The organism is Rahnella sp. P4_A8, assembly GCF_056402435.1.
This window is the reverse complement of record NZ_JBFUHK010000014.1, coordinates 62161-82613: the sequence shown is the minus strand read 5'-3', so window position 1 is coordinate 82613 and position 20453 is coordinate 62161. Positions and strand designations below refer to the sequence as shown.

Here is a 20453-nt window from a genome sequence, read left to right as displayed (position 1 = left end):
TTTGTTTTTTATGACCGCTTACCCTTTAGCGAAATTCGCCTGAATGCGCTGTTGCAGATAAGCTTCCGCGCTGATGGCCGGATACTTCGCCTGCGGCCCCAGAATTTCGACGTCTTTGTTAGCCTGACAGAAAAACGCCAGGCTATAGCGCGCGCCCTGATATTCGCCGGGCAGCGGACTTCTCACCCGATGGAAATTGGAGGGCAACTGATCGTCGCTCCAGCGCATCAGCATGTCGCCGATATTACAGGTGATCACGTCTTCGCGCGGTTCGATACTGGTCCACTGCTGGCTTTCGCGATCCTTGCCCGGACAAACCTGCAAGCCGCCCTGACCGGGACGCTGGAACAGCAGCGTCAGACAGTCAAAATCCGTGTGCGCACCGGCACGCCACATCCCTTGTTCCGATTGTTCAGTGGCATAGTAGTGCAACATACGCAGCGTACTCTGATAGGTTTGCTGATCAGGATTGTGTGCCTGCTCGAAAAAGTGTTCGGGGAAACCCAGTCTGAGCGCAAAACAGGAAAGCAATTTCATGCCCAGTTGCCAGCATTGCGATTCAAAACTCAGCATGGTGTCTTTAAAGGCTGGCAGTTCCTGTTCGCCCGGCCACAGCGACTCCATCAGCGGACGGGTGATCTGGTAGGACTCTTTCTGATCCGGCGTTCGGGTCGACGGACGTACCTGAGACTTATTTTCCCAACCGGCGTTACGCGCCAGCGGATACTGCGCTTTGACTTCGTCGGGCAGCGAGAAGAAATCTTCTGTCATGCTGAATGCCTGACGGATATCGGCCAGCGCAATGCCGTGATTGCTCACCTGAAAGAAGCCGATTTCCACCGCTGCACGCCAGAGTTCGTCGGCGATCTCACTTTTACGGTTTTCGAAATCTGAAAGATCGATGCAACGCACTTCGCGGGTAAATGTCTCTTCGCCCATCGCGCCCATTCCCGCTTCTTTCTCCAGTTCCTGTAATGCATAGCCTTGTGTTTGAGCTGATGATGTGTGAGTGGATTGTGTCATTTTTTTATCCTTCAGAATCAATTAGGTTGGCCCGCAGCGCGCTGTTGCAGGGTACGAACGGCAGACATTGCCTCATGGCGCATGGCGTCCAGATCGAGACCGGGAATGACGTCGTTTTCGACGATGACGCGGCCATTGATCATCAGCGCCTTCAGTGAGGCGCGGCCGCCGCAGGCCACCGGACCGATTGCCATGTCGTGCAGGCCGAAGTAACGCGGGTCGTCCAGCCGGTAAATGGCGATATCCGCCAGCATGCCCACCTGCACGGTGCCACTCTGTTGCAGGCCGAGGATCTGCGCCCCGCCCGCGCTGCCCCAGCGCACCACGTCTTCGATGGATGCCGCGTCGCCGCCGCCCTCAAAGGTGCCGCCGTCATAGCGCGGCTTCGCCAGCATGCCTTTTCGGGCGCGCTGCAACAGCCAGGCGGCATGCGCTTCACTTTGCATATCCGCGGCTTCGTTGGATGCCGCGCCGTCAACACCCAGCGAAACCGGTACGCCAGCCTGTTCCAGCGCCAGCAAATCAGCGATGCCGCTGCCCAGACGCCCGTTACTTTGCGGGCAGTGCGCGATACCGGTACGGGTTTGCCCCAGCATCGCAATCTCCTGCGGCAGTAACTTAACCAGATGCGCAAACCACACGTCGTCCCCCAGCCAGTCGTGTTCCGCACAAAACTGCACCGGCGTCATGTCGAATTTAGCGCGCGCCGCATCGAGATAATCCACGGTTTCTGACAAATGGCTGTGCAGCCGGATACCTAAACTGCGCGCCAGTTTCGCCATTTCACGCAACTGCGCACCGGGCGCAGAATGCAGCAGCGTCGTCGGTGCCATCACCACCCGGCGCAGAGACGCCGGTTTTGGATCGTGATAGCGGCCAACCAGCCGTTCCATGTCCGCCATATAGTGGTCGAAATTTTCCGGTCGCAGCGCCTGCGGTAAATCCTGCTCAATCGCCCGCCCCTGCGTTGCGCCGCCCCGGCACAACACAATGCGCATGCCCAGCGCCTCCCCTTCACTGAACAGGATTTCCGAGGTATCGAACGGCATATCCGGCCAGTAAAGATAATTGTGATCCGCCACGGTGGCGCAGCCGGAACGCAGCAGTTCGGTCAGGCCGATACGCACCGCGAGGCGAAAGGTGGATTCATCAAACGTGGCGCGAAAGCGGTAAGGCGTCGCGCTTAGCCATGCAGTGAGACTTTTGTTCAATCCCTGCGGTTCGCCTTTGAGCAATGACTGAAACAGATGATGATGCGTATTGACCCAGGCCGGATAGACCACGCAGTCGCGGGCATCCATCAGCCGCTCGCCGGGCAACGCCGTCAGGGGGCCGATCGCCTCGATGACGCCATTACGCACACGGATATCCGGCCCGGCGTGACGCGCGGCTTCTCCCGGCAGACCGGTGAGGATGGCGTGCGCATTTTTAATCAGTAAAGAGTCAGATGACATCGCAACACTCCTCAGGGTTTAACCTGCATGTGCTCAACAAATTCGGTGGTATACGCCTGCTTCCAGTCGGTATCCGCGTTTAGCAGTTTGGCGTTCACCATGAAATCACGGGTTTTCTGCCAGCGGGCTTCGGTCATGGTGCCCCAGCCCTGCGTCGCCGCGTCGCCGCCATCAATCAGGTGGTGCGCCTGGATTTGCTCAACACCCCAGGCCAGCAGGTCGTCGGTCATCTTCGGGTTATCCTTTTTGATCAGCGCATTACCCGCCGCCGGGTTTTGCAGATAACTCACCCAGCCTTCCATCGACGCCTTTACGAACTTCGCCATCGCGTCTTTCCGGCTGCTGATAAGCTCAGGACGGGTGATCAGAATGCCACCGTAAGGCGGATAGCCGTGCTCCGAGAACAGGAAGAAATTGGATTTCACGCCAGCCTTCTGCGCCTGAAACACTTCAGAGCTGACATACGCCTGTTGCGCCACGTTCCCGTCGGCGACGAAAGGCTGAATGTTGAAGGTATACGGACGAACCTGAGAATCACTGAGCTGATAACGCGCCTTAAGCCACGGCCACCAGGTCGATTGCCCGGAGCTGGACACCAGAATGGTTTTGTCTTTCAGGCCGTCGAGCGACGTCACGGACGCATGCGTCAGTAAACCCTGCGGGTCGAACTGGAAAGGGGCGGCGATAGCTTTGGCCTGAAAACCACGCTGCACGGATTCGAGCAACTGGAGGTCATAACCGATGATCACATCCGCGCGTTTTGACAACAGTAACTGCATGCCGTTGATCTGCGGGCCGCCGGACTGAATACTGACATCCAGCCCGTAACGTTTGTAAATGCCCGTCGCCAGCGCCTGATAATAGCCGCCCTGTTCAGCCTGCGCGTACCAGGAAGTCAGCAGCGCGATTTTCTCATCGGCCTGCGCCGACAGTGAGAAAGCACCAGCAATCAGCGTGCTCAGCACGCAGCAAGACAGGGGAATGCGGGAAATTGACTTCATTGCTCCTCTCCTAATCATCGCCGGAGGGAGGATAAGCAAACGCGGCTCAGCCCCCTGACCGGCTCAAAATGAACCGCGAAATGGTTGCTGAGCAATGTCCCGCGCAGTTGCCTGCACTGACCGCTTCTACTCACGTTTAACTATACAAAAACGATGCCAACTTCGCAGACCCGCTTTCCCTGCGCGTTGTCGGGATAAACAGGTCTCACCCCCTGCAACCTTTGATTCATCACAGAGCGCCAGGCACCAAATCAGTGCAAATCAGTGCCGGTTGCGCCCCGGCGTCTGGATCTGGCTGAATAGCATCTCCAGTTGTTTAAGCATCATCGAAGCGGCCAGAGAAAGTTGTCGTGAAGGGGCGACGCACAGGGAGAGCGTGAAGGTTTTTAACTGCGGATCGGTCAGCGGAATAAACTGCAGTTCGTCGCTTTCCACCTCATCCATGATATCGAGCCAGCACAGAATGCCGATGCCCATTTTCTCCTTAATCAGCGAGCGGATCATGTGGATGTTATTCGATACCGCGACCTCATTAATCATGTCGCCGTTGATATTCATCAGCGCCTGCACCGGCTCGGCCAGCATCAGCGGCGCGGCGGGCAGGATAAACGGATATTCCATGCACTGATTAAAACGCACGCCGCTTCTGCCCCCGAGCGGATGCCCTTTGGGCACAACGACACCCAAATCGATTTCGGCAAAAGCCCGCACCTGCAACTCGCGGGAGCTTTGCGGATTCAGCATCAGTCCGAAATCAGCATCGCCCGACATCAGCGCCTGCTGGATGTCCACGTTGTTCATGGTGGTCAGTGTGAATGAAATGTTCGGATACTCGAGATGCACCTTTTTGAGCATCGACGAGAAAAACTGCCGGTTGATGGCATCGATGGTGGCAATGCGCACGTGTCCGCGCCGTAACCCGCGCAGATCGTCGAGCTGTTCGCAGACACGCGAGAAATCCTTTTTCCAGTTATTAGCAGCATGCAGTAACAGCTCGCCCGCCGCCGTCAGCCGCAGCCCGGTGGGATGTCGCTCAAACAGCGGCATGGCTAATTCTTTTTCAACCCGCAATATCTGCCGGTCAATTGACGATGCGGCAACGTGCAGGGTTTCCGACGCCTTACGGAACGATCCCTGGCGGGCGACCTCAGTGAAGTACAGCAGAAACCGGGAGAATGCGAACATAATGAGTGCTCTCTTTTATGCAACGGGATGTGCGAATCAAAGCGCTGGACGCAACAGTTTTATAACAATAACGTAGCTTTCATTGCAACGGGAACAATCGTTTCACCGCTCATCAGGCCGGCTCCGCGCAGTAATGCGCGTTAAGACAGCGGGTTATGCGGCAAACGGACCGACTCCCCTTTTTATGAATGTTTCACCAGAGTCAATACGGTAAATGACGATGAAAGATGCCGGATTAATCCCTGTCACAATTAAAACCGCCAATATCAACGGTGTCGGGAATATTTCCCTGCAGCTTGTTGCGCAGCAAGGAAGTTTATTACCGGCTTATTTACCGGGAGCACACATTGACGTTTTTATTCCCGAACTCGGCCCGCGCCAGTATTCTTTGTGCAGTGAAAACAGCAGCGGTGAATATTATGAAATTTGCGTCAAACTGGCGGAACACTCCACCGGCGGCTCGCACTTCATTCATCATCATTTCCGCCCCGGCGATAACCTGATGATCTCGGCACCGCGCAATCATTTTCCGCTGCCACAGGCCGGGCGATATTTACTGTTTGCCGGGGGGATCGGCATCACGCCGTTGCTGGCGATGGCGGAACACCTGGCTGAGCAACAGATTGAATTTGAACTGCATTACTCTGTTTCAGACAGCGAGCACATTGCGTTTCTGCCGCGTTTAACCGCGCCTGCCTTAGCGAAACACGTCTTTTTTCATGACAGCAGCGCAAACGATTCCCTGCGCCATAACACGCCACTGAGTTTGTTGCAGCCGGATGAAAATACGCGGGTGCTGGCCTGTGGCCCGGACGGATTTATTCAGCGGCTTAAAGACATTATGCAGACCCATCACTGGCAGGAAAATCAATTATCTTTCGAACGGTTCAGTAATGCGAATCTGAATAATGAAACCGACAGCCAGGCATTTCATATTCAGCTTAACTCCACCGGACAACGTTATTTAGTCGGCCCGCACCAGACGATTGCTGAAATTTTATTAAGTGCCAGAGTCGATATTATGCTGTCGTGCGAACAGGGTATTTGCGGCTCCTGTATTACTGACGTGATCGACGGTATTCCCGATCACCGTGACTGCGTGCTGACTGAAGAAGAGAAAGCGGAGAACACGCAGATAACGCTGTGCTGTTCGCGATCCAAAAGTCCCGTTCTGGTCCTCGACCTGTAATGTCCACGCGGAGCCTGACGATGAACATTCCCACCCCCGCTGCAACACTTAATGGCATTGCTAACGTTCGCCTCCCCGCGTGGTTGCTGCCCGACGGATGGCCTTTGCAGGCAGGCGAACCGGTGACGGCAGATGTGCGTTTTGATGCAGGCAAAATTGCGTCCGTGACGCCTTATCAGCCAGAACAAGATGATTTGTGGAACGCACACGGCGCACTGGCGCTGCCGGGGCTGGTTGAACCCCATGCGCATCTCGATAAAACCTTCACCCTTGCCCGCAGCCGCCCGTCAAAACCCGGTCTGCTGGCGGCCATTGAAACCCTGCATCAGGACCGTCAGCACTGGACGGCGGCTGACATTCGCCAGCGTGCCGGCAAGGCACTGAGCTGGGCAGCGGCGAACGGCGTGACCCGTTTGCGCACTCACATTGACTGGTTTGACGTGGAGCCACCGCAGGCCTGGCTTGAGCTGAGCGGGATGGCGCAACCGGGTGTCACGCTGGAGCGGGTGGCGCTGGCACCGCTGAGCTTTTTCGCCGATGCCGAAGCGGCTGACCGCATCGCCCGCGCGGTGGCACAAAACGGAAAAGACTGCCTGCTGGGCGGATTTATCCACTCCTCAAACTGGGATCCGGCGGCGATGACCCACCTGATGCACAGCGCCGCACGCTGGCAACTGAATCTGGATTTGCATATCGACGAGGAGCTTTCGCCGGTGGCACACGGCCTGAGCTGGCTGGCGGATTACCTGTCGGAGAGCACATTCAGCGGCCATATCTGTTGCAGCCACGGCTGTGCGCTGGCTTCCGGCAGTGAACAACAGGCGCAGGAGATTTTGAGTGTGCTGGCGGCGCAGCGCGTCACGCTGATTGCGCTGCCGATGACCAACCTGCTGTTGCAGGACGCCGTCACAAGTCGCACGCCGCGCCAGCGCGGTATCACCCTGCTGAAAGAAGCACAGGCGGCGGGTATTCCGATGCTGCTTGGCTGCGATAACGTACAGGACGCCTTTTGTCCGGCGGGCAGTTATGACCCGCTGGATACGCTGAGCTGCGCCCTGTTCGCGCTTCAGCTTGAAAACGTTTTTGATCAGCAGTCACGGCTTATTTGCGATGTCGGCGCACTGACCGGTGAGGCTCAGAACGCCCTGCCGTTTGCGCCCGGCAGCGACGCCACGCTGGTTCTCTTTCCGGGCAGCGACAGCCTGACCTGGCCTTTACACAGCGCGGCCCGTCTGGTTATTCACCACGGCAGGCTGACGCACCAACGTACCTGGAATCAGGAGTTATCCCATGAGTCTTGAAGCGGGAGCGGGAAAACCGCTCGCCAAATATGCCGCGTGGCGTCGTGCCGGTGATTTCGTTTTTCTCTCCGGCATTATTCCCGTTAACCCGCAGACGGCGACCATCGTGCGCGGTTTTCAGGATATCCCCGTCGAAGCACGCCTGCTGCTGGGCGAAACAGGCGAATTCTCCACTGACGCCAAACAGGGGCCGGTTCTGGCGCAAAGCTGGTATGTGCTCGAAAGCATCCGCCACACCATTGAAGACGCGGGCGGGCAAATGAGCGATGTGATCAAGCTGGTGCAGTATTTTCGCAATCTCGATCACTTCCCGTATTACAGCCGGGTCAGAAAACTCTTTTATCCCGGGCAGCCGCCGGTCTCTACCGTGGTACAGGTCAGCGAAATGCTGCCAGACGCCGGGGTGCTGATTGAGGTGGAAGCCACCGCCTGGTTACCCCAGTCCCGCTAACCCTAAAATGTCCGACCACGAGGCACAGCATGATTAACGGTTATATTCCCGCAGCGCGTTTTCTCCCTTTTCTGAGCTGGACGGCCATTGCCGCCCTGCCCGACAAAGCCAACACCGTGATCGTCTTACCGACCGGTGCGATTGAGCAGCACGGGCCGCATCTGCCATGTTCGGTTGACAGCGTGATCTCCTCCGGCGTGGCGGGCCATGCCCTGGCGCGGCTGCCGGAAGCTATTCCTGCTTACGCTATTCCGCCCATCACCTACGGCAAATCTGACGAACATTTAAATTTCCCCGGCACGCTGACCTTAACCGGCGACACGCTGTTACAGACGATTTTAGAAATTGCCGAATCGCTGTATCGCGCCGGATTCCGCAAGCTGCTGATGATTAACGGTCACGGCGGACAGCCGCAGGTGCTGCAAATGGCTTCGCGGGAAATGCGCCTGCGTCACGGCGACATGATCATGATCCCTCACGACGTGTTCCGCGTGCCCAACGTGGAAAATCAGTTCCTGAGCGCGCAGGAGCAGAAAATGGCGATGCATGCCGGTCACAGCGAAACCGCTGTAATGCTGGCGCTGGCACCGGAATGTGTTCACATCGAACATGCCGTCGCCAATTATCCGCCGGAATTCCCGTGCCCGACGCTGTCATCTGGCCGCCCTGCCGCTGCCTGGGCTTCCTATGATTTTGGCCCGAGCGGCGTCATTGGCGACCCGACCGGCGCAACCGCTGAACAGGGCCACGCGATCCTCGATTCGCTGGCGGCGAGCTGGGCGCAGGCGATCACCGAAATCCATCACATGCAATGGAAAGCCCGCAGCGAGCCAACCTGGGGAAAACACCACTGGAACGGCTTTGTGCAAACCAGCTTCACTCCTCCTTCGTCTTCTCTGGCCTCTGAATAAAGGAATTCTCAAGATGAAAATACAGCGTCCCTTCACTTACAGCCTGCTGGCCGTGCTGCTGGCCGGGGTTTCCACCACCAGCATGGCGGAAGAGAAATTTACCTTCCTGACCAACTGGTACGCGCAGGCGGAGCACGGCGGTTTTTACCAGGCGCAGGCCAAAGGGTTGTACAAAACTGCCGGTCTGGATGTCAGCATCAAAATGGGCGGCCCGCAGGTCAATGTGATGCAACTGATGGCCGCCGGACAGGCTGACTGTACGCTCGGCGACAACGGTCAGGCGCTGGAAACCTGGCAGGCAGGCGTGCATGCGGTGACCGTCGCGACGGTATTCCAGCATTCGCCGACGGTGTTTATCAGCCACGACAAAGTGGAGAAAGGTCAGGAACTGAAAGACAAAACCTTCCTGCTGGCCACCGAGGCATATACCTCTTTCTGGCCGTGGGCGAAAAGTGAACTGGGGCTGGGGAGTGCCAAAATCCGCCCGTACACCTTCAGCGTGCAGYCGTTCCTGGCAGACAATAATCTGGTGCAACAGGGTTATGTCACCTCCGAACCTTTCTCGATCGAAAAAGGCGGCAAACCGTTCTACGTCTACATGCTCAGTGACTGGGGTTATCCGCCGTATGGCAACTCGATTATCTGCATGGCGGATACTGTTAAAAAACGCCCGGCAGCGGTGGCCGCTTTCGTGAAGGCCTCGATGCAGGGCTGGAAGGAATACTTGCAGGATCCGGCCGCGGGCAACCAGCTTATCACCCAGGCCAACCCGCGTATGGGGGCAGACCAGATTGCCTTCGGCATCGCACAGATGAAGAAGTATGAGCTGGTGACCGGCGGCGACGCACAAACCGGCGGTATCGGCATCATCACTGAACCGCGTCTGAAAAAGACCTGGGACATGCTGGTGAAAAACAAGCTGATCGACGCGGATAAAGTGCCGTTTGAGCAGACTTATACCCTCGACATGATCAAAGACGCGAAGGTTATGCCATGAATTCAGCCCCCAAACTGACCGTGATGAGCGATGTCCGCTCAGCCAATCCGCCGCCCGTGCCTGCCATCGAAGTGCTGTCGGCGGAGAAAATTTACAGCAACGGCACCCGCGCCCTTTTGCCGGTCAATCTGACCATCAATCAGGGTGAATTCGTCACCCTGCTCGGCCCGTCGGGCTGTGGCAAAAGTACGCTGTTAAAAATGGTCGCCGGGCTGACGGAACCCAGCGACGGCAAACTGGTGCTGTGGCGGCGCGACAGCCGTGAAAAAGCGCAGGTGCCACTGTCATTCGTGTTTCAGGAAGCCACGCTGATGCCGTGGAGCAACGTGCAGAACAACGTGCGTTTGCCGCTGGATCTGGCGGGCGTGCCGCGAGCCGAAGCCAATACCCGCGTCAGTGAAGCACTGGAACTGGTAGGACTGGGGAAATTTGCCAAAGTCCTGCCGCGCGAACTGTCAGGCGGCATGCAGATGCGCGTCTCCATTGCCCGCGGGCTGGTGACGCGTCCGAAACTGCTGCTGATGGATGAACCTTTTGGTGCGCTGGATGAAATCACCCGCAACAAGCTCGACAGCGATCTGCTGCGCCTGTGGCGGGAACAGGGGCTGACGGTGGTGTTCGTCACGCATTCGATTCACGAAGCGGTATTTCTGTCGCAGCGGGTGATCATGATGGCCGCCCGTCCGGGGCGGGTAGTGGAAGATATCGCCATTAACGAACCCTTCCCGCGCAACGACGATTTCCGCGTCAGTCCGGCATTTTCACGCTATGCGAAGCAGTTGCAGGACAGCCTGCTGCAAGCCAGCCAATCGGGTATGGAGTAACGCTATGCAAACTCAAAAATCCTCTCCGTGGATCAATAACCAAACCTTTCGCAAGGTGCTGTATCCGGCTGTGGTCGCGATTGTGGTGGTCTTACTGTGGCAGGGCTGGGTGAGTTATTTCAAAATCCCCCAGTTTCTGGTGCCTTCGCCGGTAGTGATGCTGGAAAGCCTGTGGACCAACTTCGGTACGCTGACCATGTCACTGCTGTTTACGCTGAAAATCACTTTGATCTCGTTTTTACTCTCTATCGTCATCGGTTCGGTCGTGGCTTTCGTGCTGGTGCAGAACCGCTTTGTTGAAACCGCGTTGTTCCCGTACATCGTGTTTTTACAAGTGACGCCGATTGTCGCTATCGCGCCGCTGATCATCATCTGGGTCAAAGACACCACGTTGTCGCTGGTGGTGTGTTCGACGCTGATGGCGGTGTTCCCGATCATTTCTAACACCACGCAGGGGTTGCGCAGTGTCTCGCCCGGCCTGCTGAGTTATTTCCAGCTCAGCCGCGCCAGCCGTCTGCAAATCCTGATCCGCTTACGCATCCCTTCTGCGCTGCCGTATTTTTTCGGCGCGCTGCGCATTTCCAGTGGCCTGTCGCTGATTGGTGCCGTGGTGGCTGAATTCGTGGCGGGCACCGGCGGCAATAACACCGGTCTGGCCTACCAGATATTGCAGGCGGGCTATCAGCTCGACATCCCGCTGATGTTTGCCGCCCTGCTGTTAATTTCACTCACCGGTATCGCGCTGTTTGGTGTGATGTCGTGGATTTCGAGGCGCGCCCTGAGCGCCTGGCATGAAAGCGAAGCCGTGCAATCTCATTAACCTCATTCATTTTTGGCAGGAAGAATATGGACAGCGAACAACGTCAACAGGTGCTCGCCCTGATTCAGCAGGCGCTGCCTGATCTCGACTGGACTTTACAGGCGCCGAAGGTTAAACGCCTTTCCCGTGATTTTCACTGGTTCAGCCCGGTGCTGAAACGGCAACTGGAAGACAAACAGGCCGATGCTGTGGTCAGGCCGCGCAGCGAAGAAGAGCTGATTTTGCTGGTGAAAGCCTGCGTTCAGCACCAGTTACCGCTGATTTTGCGCGGCGGCGCGACCGGCAACTACGGCCAACTGGTGCCGCTGGAAGGCGGAATTCTGGTGGACATGACCGGGTTTAATCAGGTTTGCGAACTGGCTAACGGTGTGGTGCGGGCACAGGCGGGGATCCGGCTGGCGGAGATTGAAACCCTGACCCGTCCGGCAGGCTGGGAACTGCGCTGCATGCCCTCCACTTACCGGCTCGCCAGCCTCGGTGGCCTTTACGGCGGCGGCTTTGGCGGTATCGGATCCATTAACTACGGCCCGCTCGGCGCACCGGGCAATGTGCTCAGCGTAAAAGTCATGACCATGGAAGCCGAACCGCGCATTCTGCATGTGCCCGCCCCGCAGGCATTGCTGCTGCATCACGCGTATGGCAGCAACGGCATTGTGCTTGAGGTTGAACTGGCGCTGGCACCGGTTCATCAGTGGATTGAACGGCTGGACGTGTTCGACGACTTCACCGACGCACTGGATTATGCCAACGCCGTTGCCCGTTCACCGGGGCTGGTCAAACGCCAGCTCGCGCTGTTTGCCGCGCCGATCCCGTCTTATTTCAGTCATCTGAACGGGCATTATCAGGCCAGCCAGCATGCGGTGATCAGCGTGATTGCGCAGGAAAGCGAAGGTTTCTGCGCCCATCTGCTGGAAAAGTACCACGGGCACAGCGCAGTGCGTCAGTCTGCCGACGCGGCGCGTGAGGCTAATGCGTCGCTGATGGAATATTGCTGGAACCACACCACGCTGCACGCGCTGAAAATTGACAGCACCCTGACCTATTTACAGACGGCGTTTAATTATACGAATTATCGCCAGCAGATCATCGATATGGCGGCTTTGTTCGGCGACGAGGTGATTTCGCATATTGAGTTCCTGCGTGACAATGACGGCAATATCACCGCCAGCGGTTTACAACTTGTGCGTTATTCCACCGAAGAAAGACTGAACGAAATAATGAAAATCTTCCGTGATAATGACGTGAAAATAAATAACCCGCATGTTTATCGCATTGAAGAGGGTAAACAGGGAGAAATTAAACCTGACGTCGTTTCGGTTAAAAAGTGTCTTGATCCCGACGGGTTACTTAACCCCGGCAAGCTCAGGGGCTGGGAGGTACGCGACACCCTGGAATTAGATAACAATCCTCTTTTATTGCGTGACTGAAAAAAAAGCCCGCTTAATAAAATTTAAGCGGGCTTTTGGCTTTCAAACGATCAGTTCAGATCAAAGCTCGAATCTGTCCAGATTCATCACTTTAGTCCAGGCGGCGACAAAGTCTTTCACGAACTTCTCTTTGGCGTCACTGCTGGCGTAAACCTCCGCGTTGGCACGTAATATGGCATTCGAGCCAAACACCAGATCGGCACGCGTGGCGGCGAATCTGACTTCTCCGCTGACGCGATCACGACCTTCAAAACGCTCACCGGAGCCATCAACAGGTTTCCATTCGGTACGCATATCCAGCAGATTCGCGAAGAAATCCGTGTTCAGCTCACCGGTTTTTTCCGAGAACACGCCCAGATTACTGCCGTCGTAGTTAGCCCCCAGCGCACGTAATCCGCCGACCAGCACCGTTAATTCCGGCACGGTCAGGGTCAGTTGCTGAGCCTTGTCGATCAGAAGATTTTCAGTCGATGTATTGGCCGTTTCGCCACGGTAGTTACGGAAACCATCCGCTTTTGGCTTAAGCAGTTCGAACGACTCAATATCCGTCTGATCCTGACGCGCATCCACCCGACCCGGCGTGAAAGGCACTTCGATGTCGATATGAGCCGCTTTCGCCGCCTTTTCAATACCAACCGAACCGGCTAAAACGATCACATCCGCCAGAGACACCTTCTGGAATGACTGCTGGATAGCTTCCAGAGCAGGCAGTGCGCGGGCTGCAATGGCATTCACTTCCCAGTCTCTTTGCGGACGCAGCGCCAGACGCGCACCGTTCGCACCGCCGCGTTTGTCACCGCCACGGAAGGTCGACGCTGACGCCCACGCCACCGAGACCAGTTCACTGACGCTCAGGCCGGAAGCGGCAATTTTCTCTTTCAGTTGCGCGATATCGCCAGCCGTCGGGTGATACACCGGCACCGGCAACGGATCCTGCCAGATTAAGTCTTCCTTTGGCACTTCCGGTCCGATGTAACGGGCTTTCGGCCCCATATCGCGGTGGGTCAGTTTGTACCATGCACGGGCAAAAGCTTCGTTGAAGGCCTGCGGATCACCGTGGAAACGACGGGAAATTTTCTCGAATTCCGGATCAAAACGCAGCGTCAGATCGGTCACCAGCATGGTCGGTTTGCGTTTTTTTGAGGTATCGAACGGATCAGGAATAATGTCCGGCGCATCAGCGGCTTCGAACTGAATCGCCCCTGCCGGGCTGCGGGTCTGCACCCACTCGTATTTGAACAGGTTCTCGAAGAAGTAATTGCTCCACTGCGTCGGGGTTTGCGACCAGATCACTTCCAGGCCGGAGGTGATGGCATCCGCGCCGACACCGGTTCCGTGACTGCTTTTCCAGCCCAGGCCTTGTGATTCAATCGGTGCGGTTTCCGGGTCAACACCCACATTATCGGCCGGACCTGCGCCGTGTGTTTTACCCAGCGTGTGACCACCGGCAATCAACGCGACGATCTCTTCATCATTCATGCCCATATTACCGAACGTGGCACGAATGGCCGGCGCAGCCGACGCCGGATCACCACTGTGATTCGGCCCTTCCGGGTTGACGTAAATCAGCCCCATTTCCGTTGCGCCCAGCGGAGATTTGGCCAGCTCTTCAGGATGGCGGTGTTCCAGCCAGGTGGTTTCATCACCCCAGTTAATGTCCAGATCCGGTTCCCAGACGTCTTCACGCCCGGCACCAAAACCAAAGGTGCGGAAACCGGAGTTTTCCAGTGCGACGTTACCCGCCAGAATATACAGATCGGCCCAGGAAATTTTCTGACCGTATTTTTGTTTCACCGGCCACAACAGACGGCGCGCTTTATCCAGACTGACGTTGTCCGGCCAGGAGTTTAACGGGGCGAAGCGCTGCTGGCCGCGACCGGAACCGCCGCGTCCGTCGACGGAGCGATACGTCCCGGCGCTGTGCCATGCCAGACGGATGAACAGACCGATGTAGCTGCCCCAGTCCGCCGGCCACCAGGGCTGCGACGCAGTGAGCACCCCTTTGAGGTCGGCTTTCAGTGCGGAGTAATCTAATTTGGCAAATTCTTTACGATAATCAAAGGATTCGCCCAACGGGTTTGAGCGATTTGAGTGCTGATTCAGCAGGTCAACCCTGAGCTGGTTAGGCCACCAGTCACGGTTAGTTGTCCCGCCGCCAGAGGCTTTATTTGAGTTTCCTTCATGGAAAGGACATTTACCGGCACCGGCTTCTCTGTCTGCTTCAACAATTGGCTTTGCGTCGTTTGCTTCTTCATCAATAGAACTGCTCATGCTCACACTCCTGTTATGTAGTCTCATTGCTACTCTATACGCGGATTGAAACCAGTCACATCTGAATCACCCTATGTATTTGATAGATTTTGCCTTAGGACTTATACGCGATTTTTGCGGGTTTTATCACCAAAATGCCACCCGCTCTGATTATAGAATAGCCCCTGACTGACAGAGGTTTCTCTGTCAGCGTCTCAAAATGCAAAAAGCCCGCCTGAGTTTCCTCATGCGGGCTTTGGGTTTCTGAAACTTTCTTCAGCGATTATTCACGCCAGCCCATTTCAGGGGCGACATATTTGAGGATTGACTCAATCACATGCACGTTGTAATCGACGCCGAGCTGATTCGGAACGGTCAGCAATAAGGTGTCGGCTTCGGCGATCGCTTCATCCTGCTTCAGCAATTTGATCAATCTGTCCGGTGTCGCCGCATAGCTGCGGCCGAAAATCGCCCGGGTTTTCTCATCGAGGAAGCCGACTTTGTCGCCATCATCGCCGCTGCCGCCAAAATACGCGCGGTCGCGGTCATCCATCAGGGCGAAAATACTGCGGCTGACGGACACACGCGGTGTACGCTCATGCCCCGCCTCAGCCCAGGCCTGACGGTAAGCGCGAATTTGCTGCGCCTGCTGAATATGGAACGCCTCGCCGGTTTCATCATCTTTCAGCGTGGAGCTTTGCAGGTTCATGCCCAGTTTCGCCGCCCAGACGGCGGTAGCATTCGAGCCCGCGCCCCACCAGATACGTTCACGCAGCCCGGCAGAATAGGGTTCAGGGCGTAACAAACCCGGCGGATTCGCAAACATCGGTTGCGGATTAGGTTTCGCAAAACCTTCGCCGCGCAGGACATCAAGCAGTTTCTCTGTATGACGGCGCGCCATATCGGCTTCCGTTTCGCCTTCTTCCGGCTGATAACCAAAATAGCGCCAGCCGTCGATGACCTGCTCAGGCGAACCACGGCTGATACCGAGCTGTAAACGCCCCCCGGAAATCAGATCCGCAGCGCTGGCGCTTTCCGCCATATACAACGGATTTTCATAGCGCATATCGATAACGCCGGTACCGATCTCAATCTTGCGGGTTTTCGCGCCGATGGCTGCCAGCAACGGGAAAGGCGACGCAAGCTGGCGCGCAAAATGATGCACCCGGAAATAAGCACCATCGGCCCCCAGTTCTTCGGCTGCGACAGCCAGATCGATAGATTGCAATAAGGCATCAGCCGCCGAGCGCGTGCCCGACTGGGGGGATGGCGTCCAGTGCCCGAATGATAAAAATCCAATCTTTTTCATAGCGTCTTCATCCTCATAATCCGTAAACCGGTGCCCTGTCTCTGTCATGCGGAACAGGGCTTAGTGATGGGTTTACTTTACGCGACTCAGGATGAGAATAAATATCATTTGTTTAACATACTGATTCAGTTTATTTGATTAACAACGGGGGATTTTGCGGGTTCTGGCAGCAGATGCCTCGCCACGGCGCATTGAAGGTCATCGTCCGCGGGCCGTATCAGGCTTATTTTCTTTCACTAAAATAGAGCGCAGGCGTGCAGCCGACAGACTTCTTAAACATGGTGATGAAAGCATTGACTGACTCATAGCCTAATTCATTCGCCACATTTTGTACGGACTGGCCGCTGGCAAGCCCCCGTAGCGCAATAATCAAATGCAGTTGCTGACGCCAGCGTCCGAATGAAAGTCCTGTTTCGCGCACCATAAGTCGTGCAAGGGAACGTTCACTTAATGCCAGGCGTTTTGCCCACTCACGCAATGTACTGCGGTCTTGCGGATGGCTGACCAGCGCATCGGCCATCTCTCGTATTTTGGGATTTTCTGAGACCGGCAAATTAAAATTCTGCTGCGGCATATTCACCAGTTCATCAAGCGTGACCCGTGCCAGCCGTGCCGCATGGCTGTCCGGCGGGTAATGCGCATCTTCCCCGACCAGACGACTAATCAGTTCGCGAATAAGGGGAGAAACAGCAAATGTGCAGCATTGTTCTGGTAGTGCGGCGGCTCCCGGCTCAACAAATAAATAGCTGAGATGCGCATTCCAGGTGGCTCTCGCACTATGGGGAGTTCCTCCGGGGATCCATACGCCGCAGTGAGGCGGCACAATCCATATGTCATTCTCAGCCCGACAGGTTACCGCACCATACAGGGCAAGGATGAACTGTCCCTTTCGATGGGTGTGAACGGGAACTTCCGCTTCGTACTCGGTGAAATCAATGTGGCGCGCCACAGCCGCACAGCCGGTGGAGTCGGGATCAAAAAGTGAAATAACGTCGCGGGAAAGCGTCATATTGGCCGGATTCAGGTATTTTCTGGCAGTATAGAGTATTTCCACCCCTGAGTAATCTGGCAATAATTGCCGGTATGCGCAAATGACTCTTTTGCCACCATCGCTTGCCAGGGGCCATTACTCTCATGTTCAACTCTTTACGCAGGGCATTCCCCTCCTCCTTGCTTCTTAACGATGCGAATGCGTTGTTATATTCAGCCAAGACGTTTACCGCTGCCATGCTGGCCTATTACATCGCTTTGTCTGTCGGTCTGGACAGGCCTTCCTGGTCAATTATTACTGTCTATATCGTTTCGCAGACATCCGTCGGAGCCTCACTGAGTCGAAGCGTTTATCGCCTGACGGGCACGATAACAGGCGCGGCGATGACGGTGGTGATTGTGCCCAATTTTGTCAACACACCGATAATTTGCAGTCTGGTACTGACCGGCTGGATAACACTTTGCCTTTATTTTTCGCAGCTTGACCGTACCCCCCGCGCCTATGCTTTTGTTCTGGCGGGCTACACGGCAAGTCTTATTGGTTTTCCTGCGGTGTTCGAACCCGGCGCAATTTTTGACATCGCCATCACCCGGGTACAGGAGATCATGATCGGGATCCTGTGTGCCAGCTTTATCCACCGCTATGTCATACCCAAACGCATTACGGGTCTTTTCAACAGCAAGCTCGCGGTAACACAGCGTGATGCCCGCCAGATGGTGATTGACACGTTAAAAAGAGAAGCCGGCGAGAAAGAAAAGCAGCTTCAGCTTGCGCTGACGTTACAGTCCCTTGACGGGTTTGGTCATCATCTGCCCTATGACTTCGCGATATCAAAATCATCACGTAAAGCACGTCAGTTAATACATGACAGATTGTCGCGGCTCTTGGTTGTGAGTAACCAGTTACATGATTATCTGCACGAATTAAACCTCTTACCGGACAGCATTGCGACGCTGGTCAGTGAGGTCACAGACTGGCTCGCCTGTGAGGATTCAACCGCGCGTAAGGCCGGTGCTGAAAGGCTGCGGCGACGTTGTGTGGCGTTGCGACACCGGTCATCCGCTGACGAATTAAATTTTAAAGAAGCGCTGCGCGTTAATTTTGTCAAACGGCTGGAAGAGACAATCATGCTTTTGCAGCAATGCGAACAGCTTTCTCATGCCCTCCTTTTGGCCAAACCTGAGCATATGATTGATGGAGCCGAAGAGGCAAAAGGTTACGTTTATCACCGGGATCATTTTACGGCTGCGCGTGCTGCGCTGGGGGCGTTTGCCATCATCTTCAGTGGCTGTCTGCTGTGGATTTACTCCGCGTGGCCCGATGGCGCCACAGCGGTATCGATTCTCGGCGTCTGCTGCACATTATTTGGCAGTTTCGACACGCCGGTTCCTCATATCGTTAAATATATTGCAGGCTCCGTCTATGGCGTGATTATCAGCCTGATTTATAGCTTCATCCTTCTTCCCCAGGTGACCGAATTTAGTGTGCTGGTTGCGGTACTTGCGCCTGCTTATTTGCTGGCCGGATCTCTGCAGGCCAGACCGCCCACCACGTTCATGGCCATGGGCATCACGCTGACACTGCCCATCTTGTCTGAATTAGGGGCACGCTACAGTGGTGACTTTGCCACTGCCATCAACACGGCGGTCGCGTTATTTGCCGCAACCGGCTATGCCGTGGTCAGTATGGGTTTATTACAGACCGTACAGGCGGATTCTGCTATCCGTCGTCTGCTGCACCGATGTCGCCGTGACATCAGATATCGCGCAAAGGGTCTCTCATCCATGAATGATGTGGCCTGGGTAAATCTGATGATAGATCGAACTGCACTGATCCTGCCCCGGCTCCCGCGCAGTAACCAGACGGCGGACTCGGTGCTTAATAGCCTGCTGCATTATTTAAATATTGGACTTGCAGTGACTTATTTAAAACGCTCACTGAATAAGCTGGAGGGAGAAACCGCATTACAGGTAAATACACTTCTCAACCTGCTGGCCCGCGGTGCGCAGCCCGGTGAATTACAGAAACGTATTAGCCTGATACTCGCCATTAACCCGCCGGTTTCACATCAACAACCGCACGCTCTTATTGAGCATATTATTGATCTGCACTGTGCGTTAAAAAACTGTGCATTAAAAGAGAGGGATAAGGAACAGTCACATGATTACTGACATTAATATCGGTGGCGTCTTTTTGCCTGGCTTATTAGTCATGGCTTTGATGGCATTTTCCGGCACGATTTTAATCACGCCCTTTTTATCTTTTAGCAGATTCTATCGGCGTTTACCCTGCCGGCCGCTCATTGATTTCACGACTTTTATTATTATCTTTGCCTTGTTAATGCAGGGGCTGGACGCGTCAGGATTATCAGTATGAAACCATTTTTTTCGCTGTTAGGCCGCTATATATTTACACTAAGCGCCGTCATGGTGGCAGCCATTATTGCCTTCATGCTGTGGAAACATTATGCACAGACGCCCTGGACGCGTGACGGTCGGGTACGGGCAGATGTGGTGCAAATCACGCCAGATGTTTCCGGGCCGGTAAACCGCGTTGCCGTGATGGATAACCAATGGGTTAATCGCGGAGATATTCTTTATTCAATCGATCCGCAATGGTTGAAACTGGCGGTGCTCAGCGCTCAGGCTGAGGTTGATGCGAAGCGAAATGAAATGCAAATGCGTCAGGATGCTGCCAGACGTCGCAGTCAGATTAGCGGAGTAATCTCTAAAGAAGATATACAAAATACCAGCAGTGCGGCGGGCGTTGCGGCGGCGGAATATCAGGGGGCGCTGGCCGCGCTGGAACTGGCAAAACTCAATCTTTCCCGCGCGACAATTCATTCTCCGGCAGACGGCTATGTCACGCATCTGAGACTGCGTCCCGGCGATTATGCCAACGCGGGGGAGACAAAAGTTGCCATTATTGATGCCAGCAGTTTCTGGGTAGTGGGTTATTTTGAGGAAACGAAAATGCAGCGTATTCATGTCGGTAGCACGGCAAAAATCGTGCTGATGGGATATGCACCAGCGCTGACAGGCCAYGTAGAAAGCATTGGTCGCGGGATAGATGATAGCAATGACGCACCCGGTAGCCAGGGCCTGCCGGATGTAGAGTCCACGTTTAGCTGGGTGCGACTCGCTCAGCGTATTCCGGTACGCATCCATATTGATCATCTGCCCAACGGGGTCGAATTAGTGGCGGGCATGACTGCCAGCATCGCCATTAACGCGTCAAAGAGCGCGGACACTAAAGCAGGGTATGCGGATTTTTTGTCATCTGACCGGTGAATGGCTGAATAACCCATTCGTCAGAAAAGC

18 protein-coding genes are annotated in these 20453 nt (G+C 55.5%); 11 read left to right on the top strand and 7 right to left on the bottom strand.

Annotated features, from left to right (window positions below):
• Positions 1-18: 18 nt before the first annotated feature.
• The 4 genes from AC1DUO_RS10255 to AC1DUO_RS10240 form a co-directional block, all read right to left on the bottom strand.
• A complete protein-coding gene (locus tag AC1DUO_RS10255) occupies positions 19-1023 on the bottom strand; it encodes an isopenicillin N synthase family dioxygenase (protein WP_112198360.1) in 1005 nt (334 codons plus the stop codon).
• 17 nt (positions 1024-1040) lie between these two features.
• A complete protein-coding gene (locus tag AC1DUO_RS10250) occupies positions 1041-2477 on the bottom strand; it encodes an amidohydrolase family protein (RefSeq protein WP_477987226.1) in 1437 nt (478 codons plus the stop codon).
• A gap of 11 nt (positions 2478-2488) precedes the next feature.
• Positions 2489-3478: an ABC transporter substrate-binding protein gene (locus AC1DUO_RS10245; protein WP_112151852.1), complete on the bottom strand. Its 990-nt coding sequence runs from the start codon at positions 3476-3478 to the stop codon at positions 2489-2491.
• A gap of 261 nt (positions 3479-3739) precedes the next feature.
• Entirely contained in the window at positions 3740-4663 is a 924-nt protein-coding gene (locus tag AC1DUO_RS10240) for a LysR family transcriptional regulator (RefSeq protein ID WP_477987223.1), read from the bottom strand.
• A 214-nt stretch (positions 4664-4877) separates the two neighbouring features.
• On the opposite strand from AC1DUO_RS10240, the gene AC1DUO_RS10235 reads away from it, so the two are divergent.
• The 8 genes from AC1DUO_RS10235 to AC1DUO_RS10200 all read left to right on the top strand — a co-directional run bounded on the left by AC1DUO_RS10235 (position 4878) and on the right by AC1DUO_RS10200 (position 12583).
• The gene (locus tag AC1DUO_RS10235) at positions 4878-5852 is read left to right on the top strand and encodes a PDR/VanB family oxidoreductase (protein WP_223509387.1); all 975 of its coding nucleotides are present in this window, start codon (positions 4878-4880) and stop codon (positions 5850-5852) included.
• Between the two features lie 20 nt (positions 5853-5872).
• Complete coding sequence (locus tag AC1DUO_RS10230; protein ID WP_443566500.1) at positions 5873-7153, top strand: amidohydrolase family protein; 1281 nt, start codon at positions 5873-5875, stop codon at positions 7151-7153.
• Positions 7143-7604 (top strand): RidA family protein, encoded by a 462-nt coding sequence (locus AC1DUO_RS10225; protein ID WP_443566502.1) that lies wholly within the window; start codon positions 7143-7145, stop codon positions 7602-7604. The genes AC1DUO_RS10230 and AC1DUO_RS10225 overlap by 11 nt, the downstream gene beginning before the upstream one ends.
• Positions 7605-7633: 29 nt before the next feature.
• Positions 7634-8515, top strand: coding sequence for a creatininase family protein (locus AC1DUO_RS10220; RefSeq protein ID WP_013575207.1), 882 nt, complete (start codon positions 7634-7636; stop codon positions 8513-8515).
• Positions 8516-8597: 82 nt separating this feature from the next.
• Positions 8598-9512 (top strand): ABC transporter substrate-binding protein, encoded by a 915-nt coding sequence (locus AC1DUO_RS10215; protein ID WP_477987245.1) that lies wholly within the window; start codon positions 8598-8600, stop codon positions 9510-9512.
• Positions 9509-10336, top strand: coding sequence for an ABC transporter ATP-binding protein (locus AC1DUO_RS10210; protein ID WP_013575205.1), 828 nt, complete (start codon positions 9509-9511; stop codon positions 10334-10336). Before AC1DUO_RS10215 ends, AC1DUO_RS10210 begins: the two co-directional genes overlap by 4 nt.
• Positions 10337-10340: 4 nt before the next feature.
• Positions 10341-11156 carry an ABC transporter permease gene (locus AC1DUO_RS10205; RefSeq protein ID WP_013575204.1) on the top strand — a complete coding sequence of 272 codons (816 nt, stop codon included), beginning with the start codon at positions 10341-10343 and terminating at the stop codon, positions 11154-11156.
• A gap of 26 nt (positions 11157-11182) precedes the next feature.
• Positions 11183-12583 carry an FAD-binding oxidoreductase gene (locus AC1DUO_RS10200; protein ID WP_013575203.1) on the top strand — a complete coding sequence of 467 codons (1401 nt, stop codon included), beginning with the start codon at positions 11183-11185 and terminating at the stop codon, positions 12581-12583.
• Between the two features lie 60 nt (positions 12584-12643).
• Here AC1DUO_RS10200 and katG read toward each other — a convergent pair whose 3' ends face one another.
• The 3 genes from katG to AC1DUO_RS10185 form a co-directional block, all read right to left on the bottom strand.
• Entirely contained in the window at positions 12644-14854 is a 2211-nt protein-coding gene (gene katG, locus AC1DUO_RS10195; protein ID WP_254305169.1) for a catalase/peroxidase HPI, read from the bottom strand.
• A 262-nt stretch (positions 14855-15116) separates the two neighbouring features.
• A complete protein-coding gene (locus tag AC1DUO_RS10190) occupies positions 15117-16142 on the bottom strand; it encodes an LLM class flavin-dependent oxidoreductase (protein WP_013575201.1) in 1026 nt (341 codons plus the stop codon).
• Between the two features lie 223 nt (positions 16143-16365).
• Positions 16366-17151, bottom strand: a complete 786-nt coding sequence (locus AC1DUO_RS10185) for an AraC family transcriptional regulator (RefSeq protein WP_013575200.1) — start codon at positions 17149-17151, stop codon at positions 16366-16368.
• 125 nt (positions 17152-17276) lie between these two features.
• Here AC1DUO_RS10185 and AC1DUO_RS10180 point away from each other — a divergent pair, with 125 nt between their 5' ends.
• The 3 genes from AC1DUO_RS10180 to AC1DUO_RS10170 are packed head-to-tail and all read left to right on the top strand — an operon-like array spanning position 17277 to position 20423.
• Positions 17277-19304 carry an FUSC family protein gene (locus AC1DUO_RS10180; protein ID WP_166860178.1) on the top strand — a complete coding sequence of 676 codons (2028 nt, stop codon included), beginning with the start codon at positions 17277-17279 and terminating at the stop codon, positions 19302-19304.
• Positions 19294-19509: a DUF1656 domain-containing protein gene (locus AC1DUO_RS10175; RefSeq protein WP_013575198.1), complete on the top strand. Its 216-nt coding sequence runs from the start codon at positions 19294-19296 to the stop codon at positions 19507-19509. The genes AC1DUO_RS10180 and AC1DUO_RS10175 overlap by 11 nt, the downstream gene beginning before the upstream one ends.
• On the top strand, positions 19506-20423 hold the full coding sequence (locus AC1DUO_RS10170) for an HlyD family secretion protein (protein ID WP_013575197.1): 918 nt from the start codon (positions 19506-19508) through the stop codon (positions 20421-20423). Before AC1DUO_RS10175 ends, AC1DUO_RS10170 begins: the two co-directional genes overlap by 4 nt.
• Positions 20424-20453: the final 30 nt, after the last annotated feature.

Excerpts from the sequence above, each read along its gene's own strand:
- AC1DUO_RS10235 (WP_223509387.1), top strand. The coding sequence starts at position 4,878 with ATGACGATGAAAGATGCCGGATTAATCCCTGTCACAATTAAAACCGCC.
- AC1DUO_RS10245 (WP_112151852.1), bottom strand. The coding sequence starts at position 3,478 with ATGAAGTCAATTTCCCGCATTCCCCTGTCTTGCTGCGTGCTGAGCACG.
- AC1DUO_RS10225 (WP_443566502.1), top strand. The coding sequence starts at position 7,143 with ATGAGTCTTGAAGCGGGAGCGGGAAAACCGCTCGCCAAATATGCCGCG.
- AC1DUO_RS10250 (WP_477987226.1), bottom strand. The coding sequence starts at position 2,477 with ATGTCATCTGACTCTTTACTGATTAAAAATGCGCACGCCATCCTCACC.
- AC1DUO_RS10230 (WP_443566500.1), top strand. The coding sequence starts at position 5,873 with ATGAACATTCCCACCCCCGCTGCAACACTTAATGGCATTGCTAACGTT.
- AC1DUO_RS10200 (WP_013575203.1), top strand. The coding sequence starts at position 11,183 with ATGGACAGCGAACAACGTCAACAGGTGCTCGCCCTGATTCAGCAGGCG.
- katG (WP_254305169.1), bottom strand. The coding sequence starts at position 14,854 with ATGAGCAGTTCTATTGATGAAGAAGCAAACGACGCAAAGCCAATTGTT.
- AC1DUO_RS10220 (WP_013575207.1), top strand. The coding sequence starts at position 7,634 with ATGATTAACGGTTATATTCCCGCAGCGCGTTTTCTCCCTTTTCTGAGC.
- AC1DUO_RS10210 (WP_013575205.1), top strand. The coding sequence starts at position 9,509 with ATGAATTCAGCCCCCAAACTGACCGTGATGAGCGATGTCCGCTCAGCC.
- AC1DUO_RS10255 (WP_112198360.1), bottom strand. The coding sequence starts at position 1,023 with ATGACACAATCCACTCACACATCATCAGCTCAAACACAAGGCTATGCA.
- AC1DUO_RS10180 (WP_166860178.1), top strand. The coding sequence starts at position 17,277 with ATGTTCAACTCTTTACGCAGGGCATTCCCCTCCTCCTTGCTTCTTAAC.
- AC1DUO_RS10190 (WP_013575201.1), bottom strand. The coding sequence starts at position 16,142 with ATGAAAAAGATTGGATTTTTATCATTCGGGCACTGGACGCCATCCCCC.
- AC1DUO_RS10240 (WP_477987223.1), bottom strand. The coding sequence starts at position 4,663 with ATGTTCGCATTCTCCCGGTTTCTGCTGTACTTCACTGAGGTCGCCCGC.
- AC1DUO_RS10185 (WP_013575200.1), bottom strand. The coding sequence starts at position 17,151 with ATGACGCTTTCCCGCGACGTTATTTCACTTTTTGATCCCGACTCCACC.
- AC1DUO_RS10205 (WP_013575204.1), top strand. The coding sequence starts at position 10,341 with ATGCAAACTCAAAAATCCTCTCCGTGGATCAATAACCAAACCTTTCGC.
- AC1DUO_RS10175 (WP_013575198.1), top strand. The coding sequence starts at position 19,294 with ATGATTACTGACATTAATATCGGTGGCGTCTTTTTGCCTGGCTTATTA.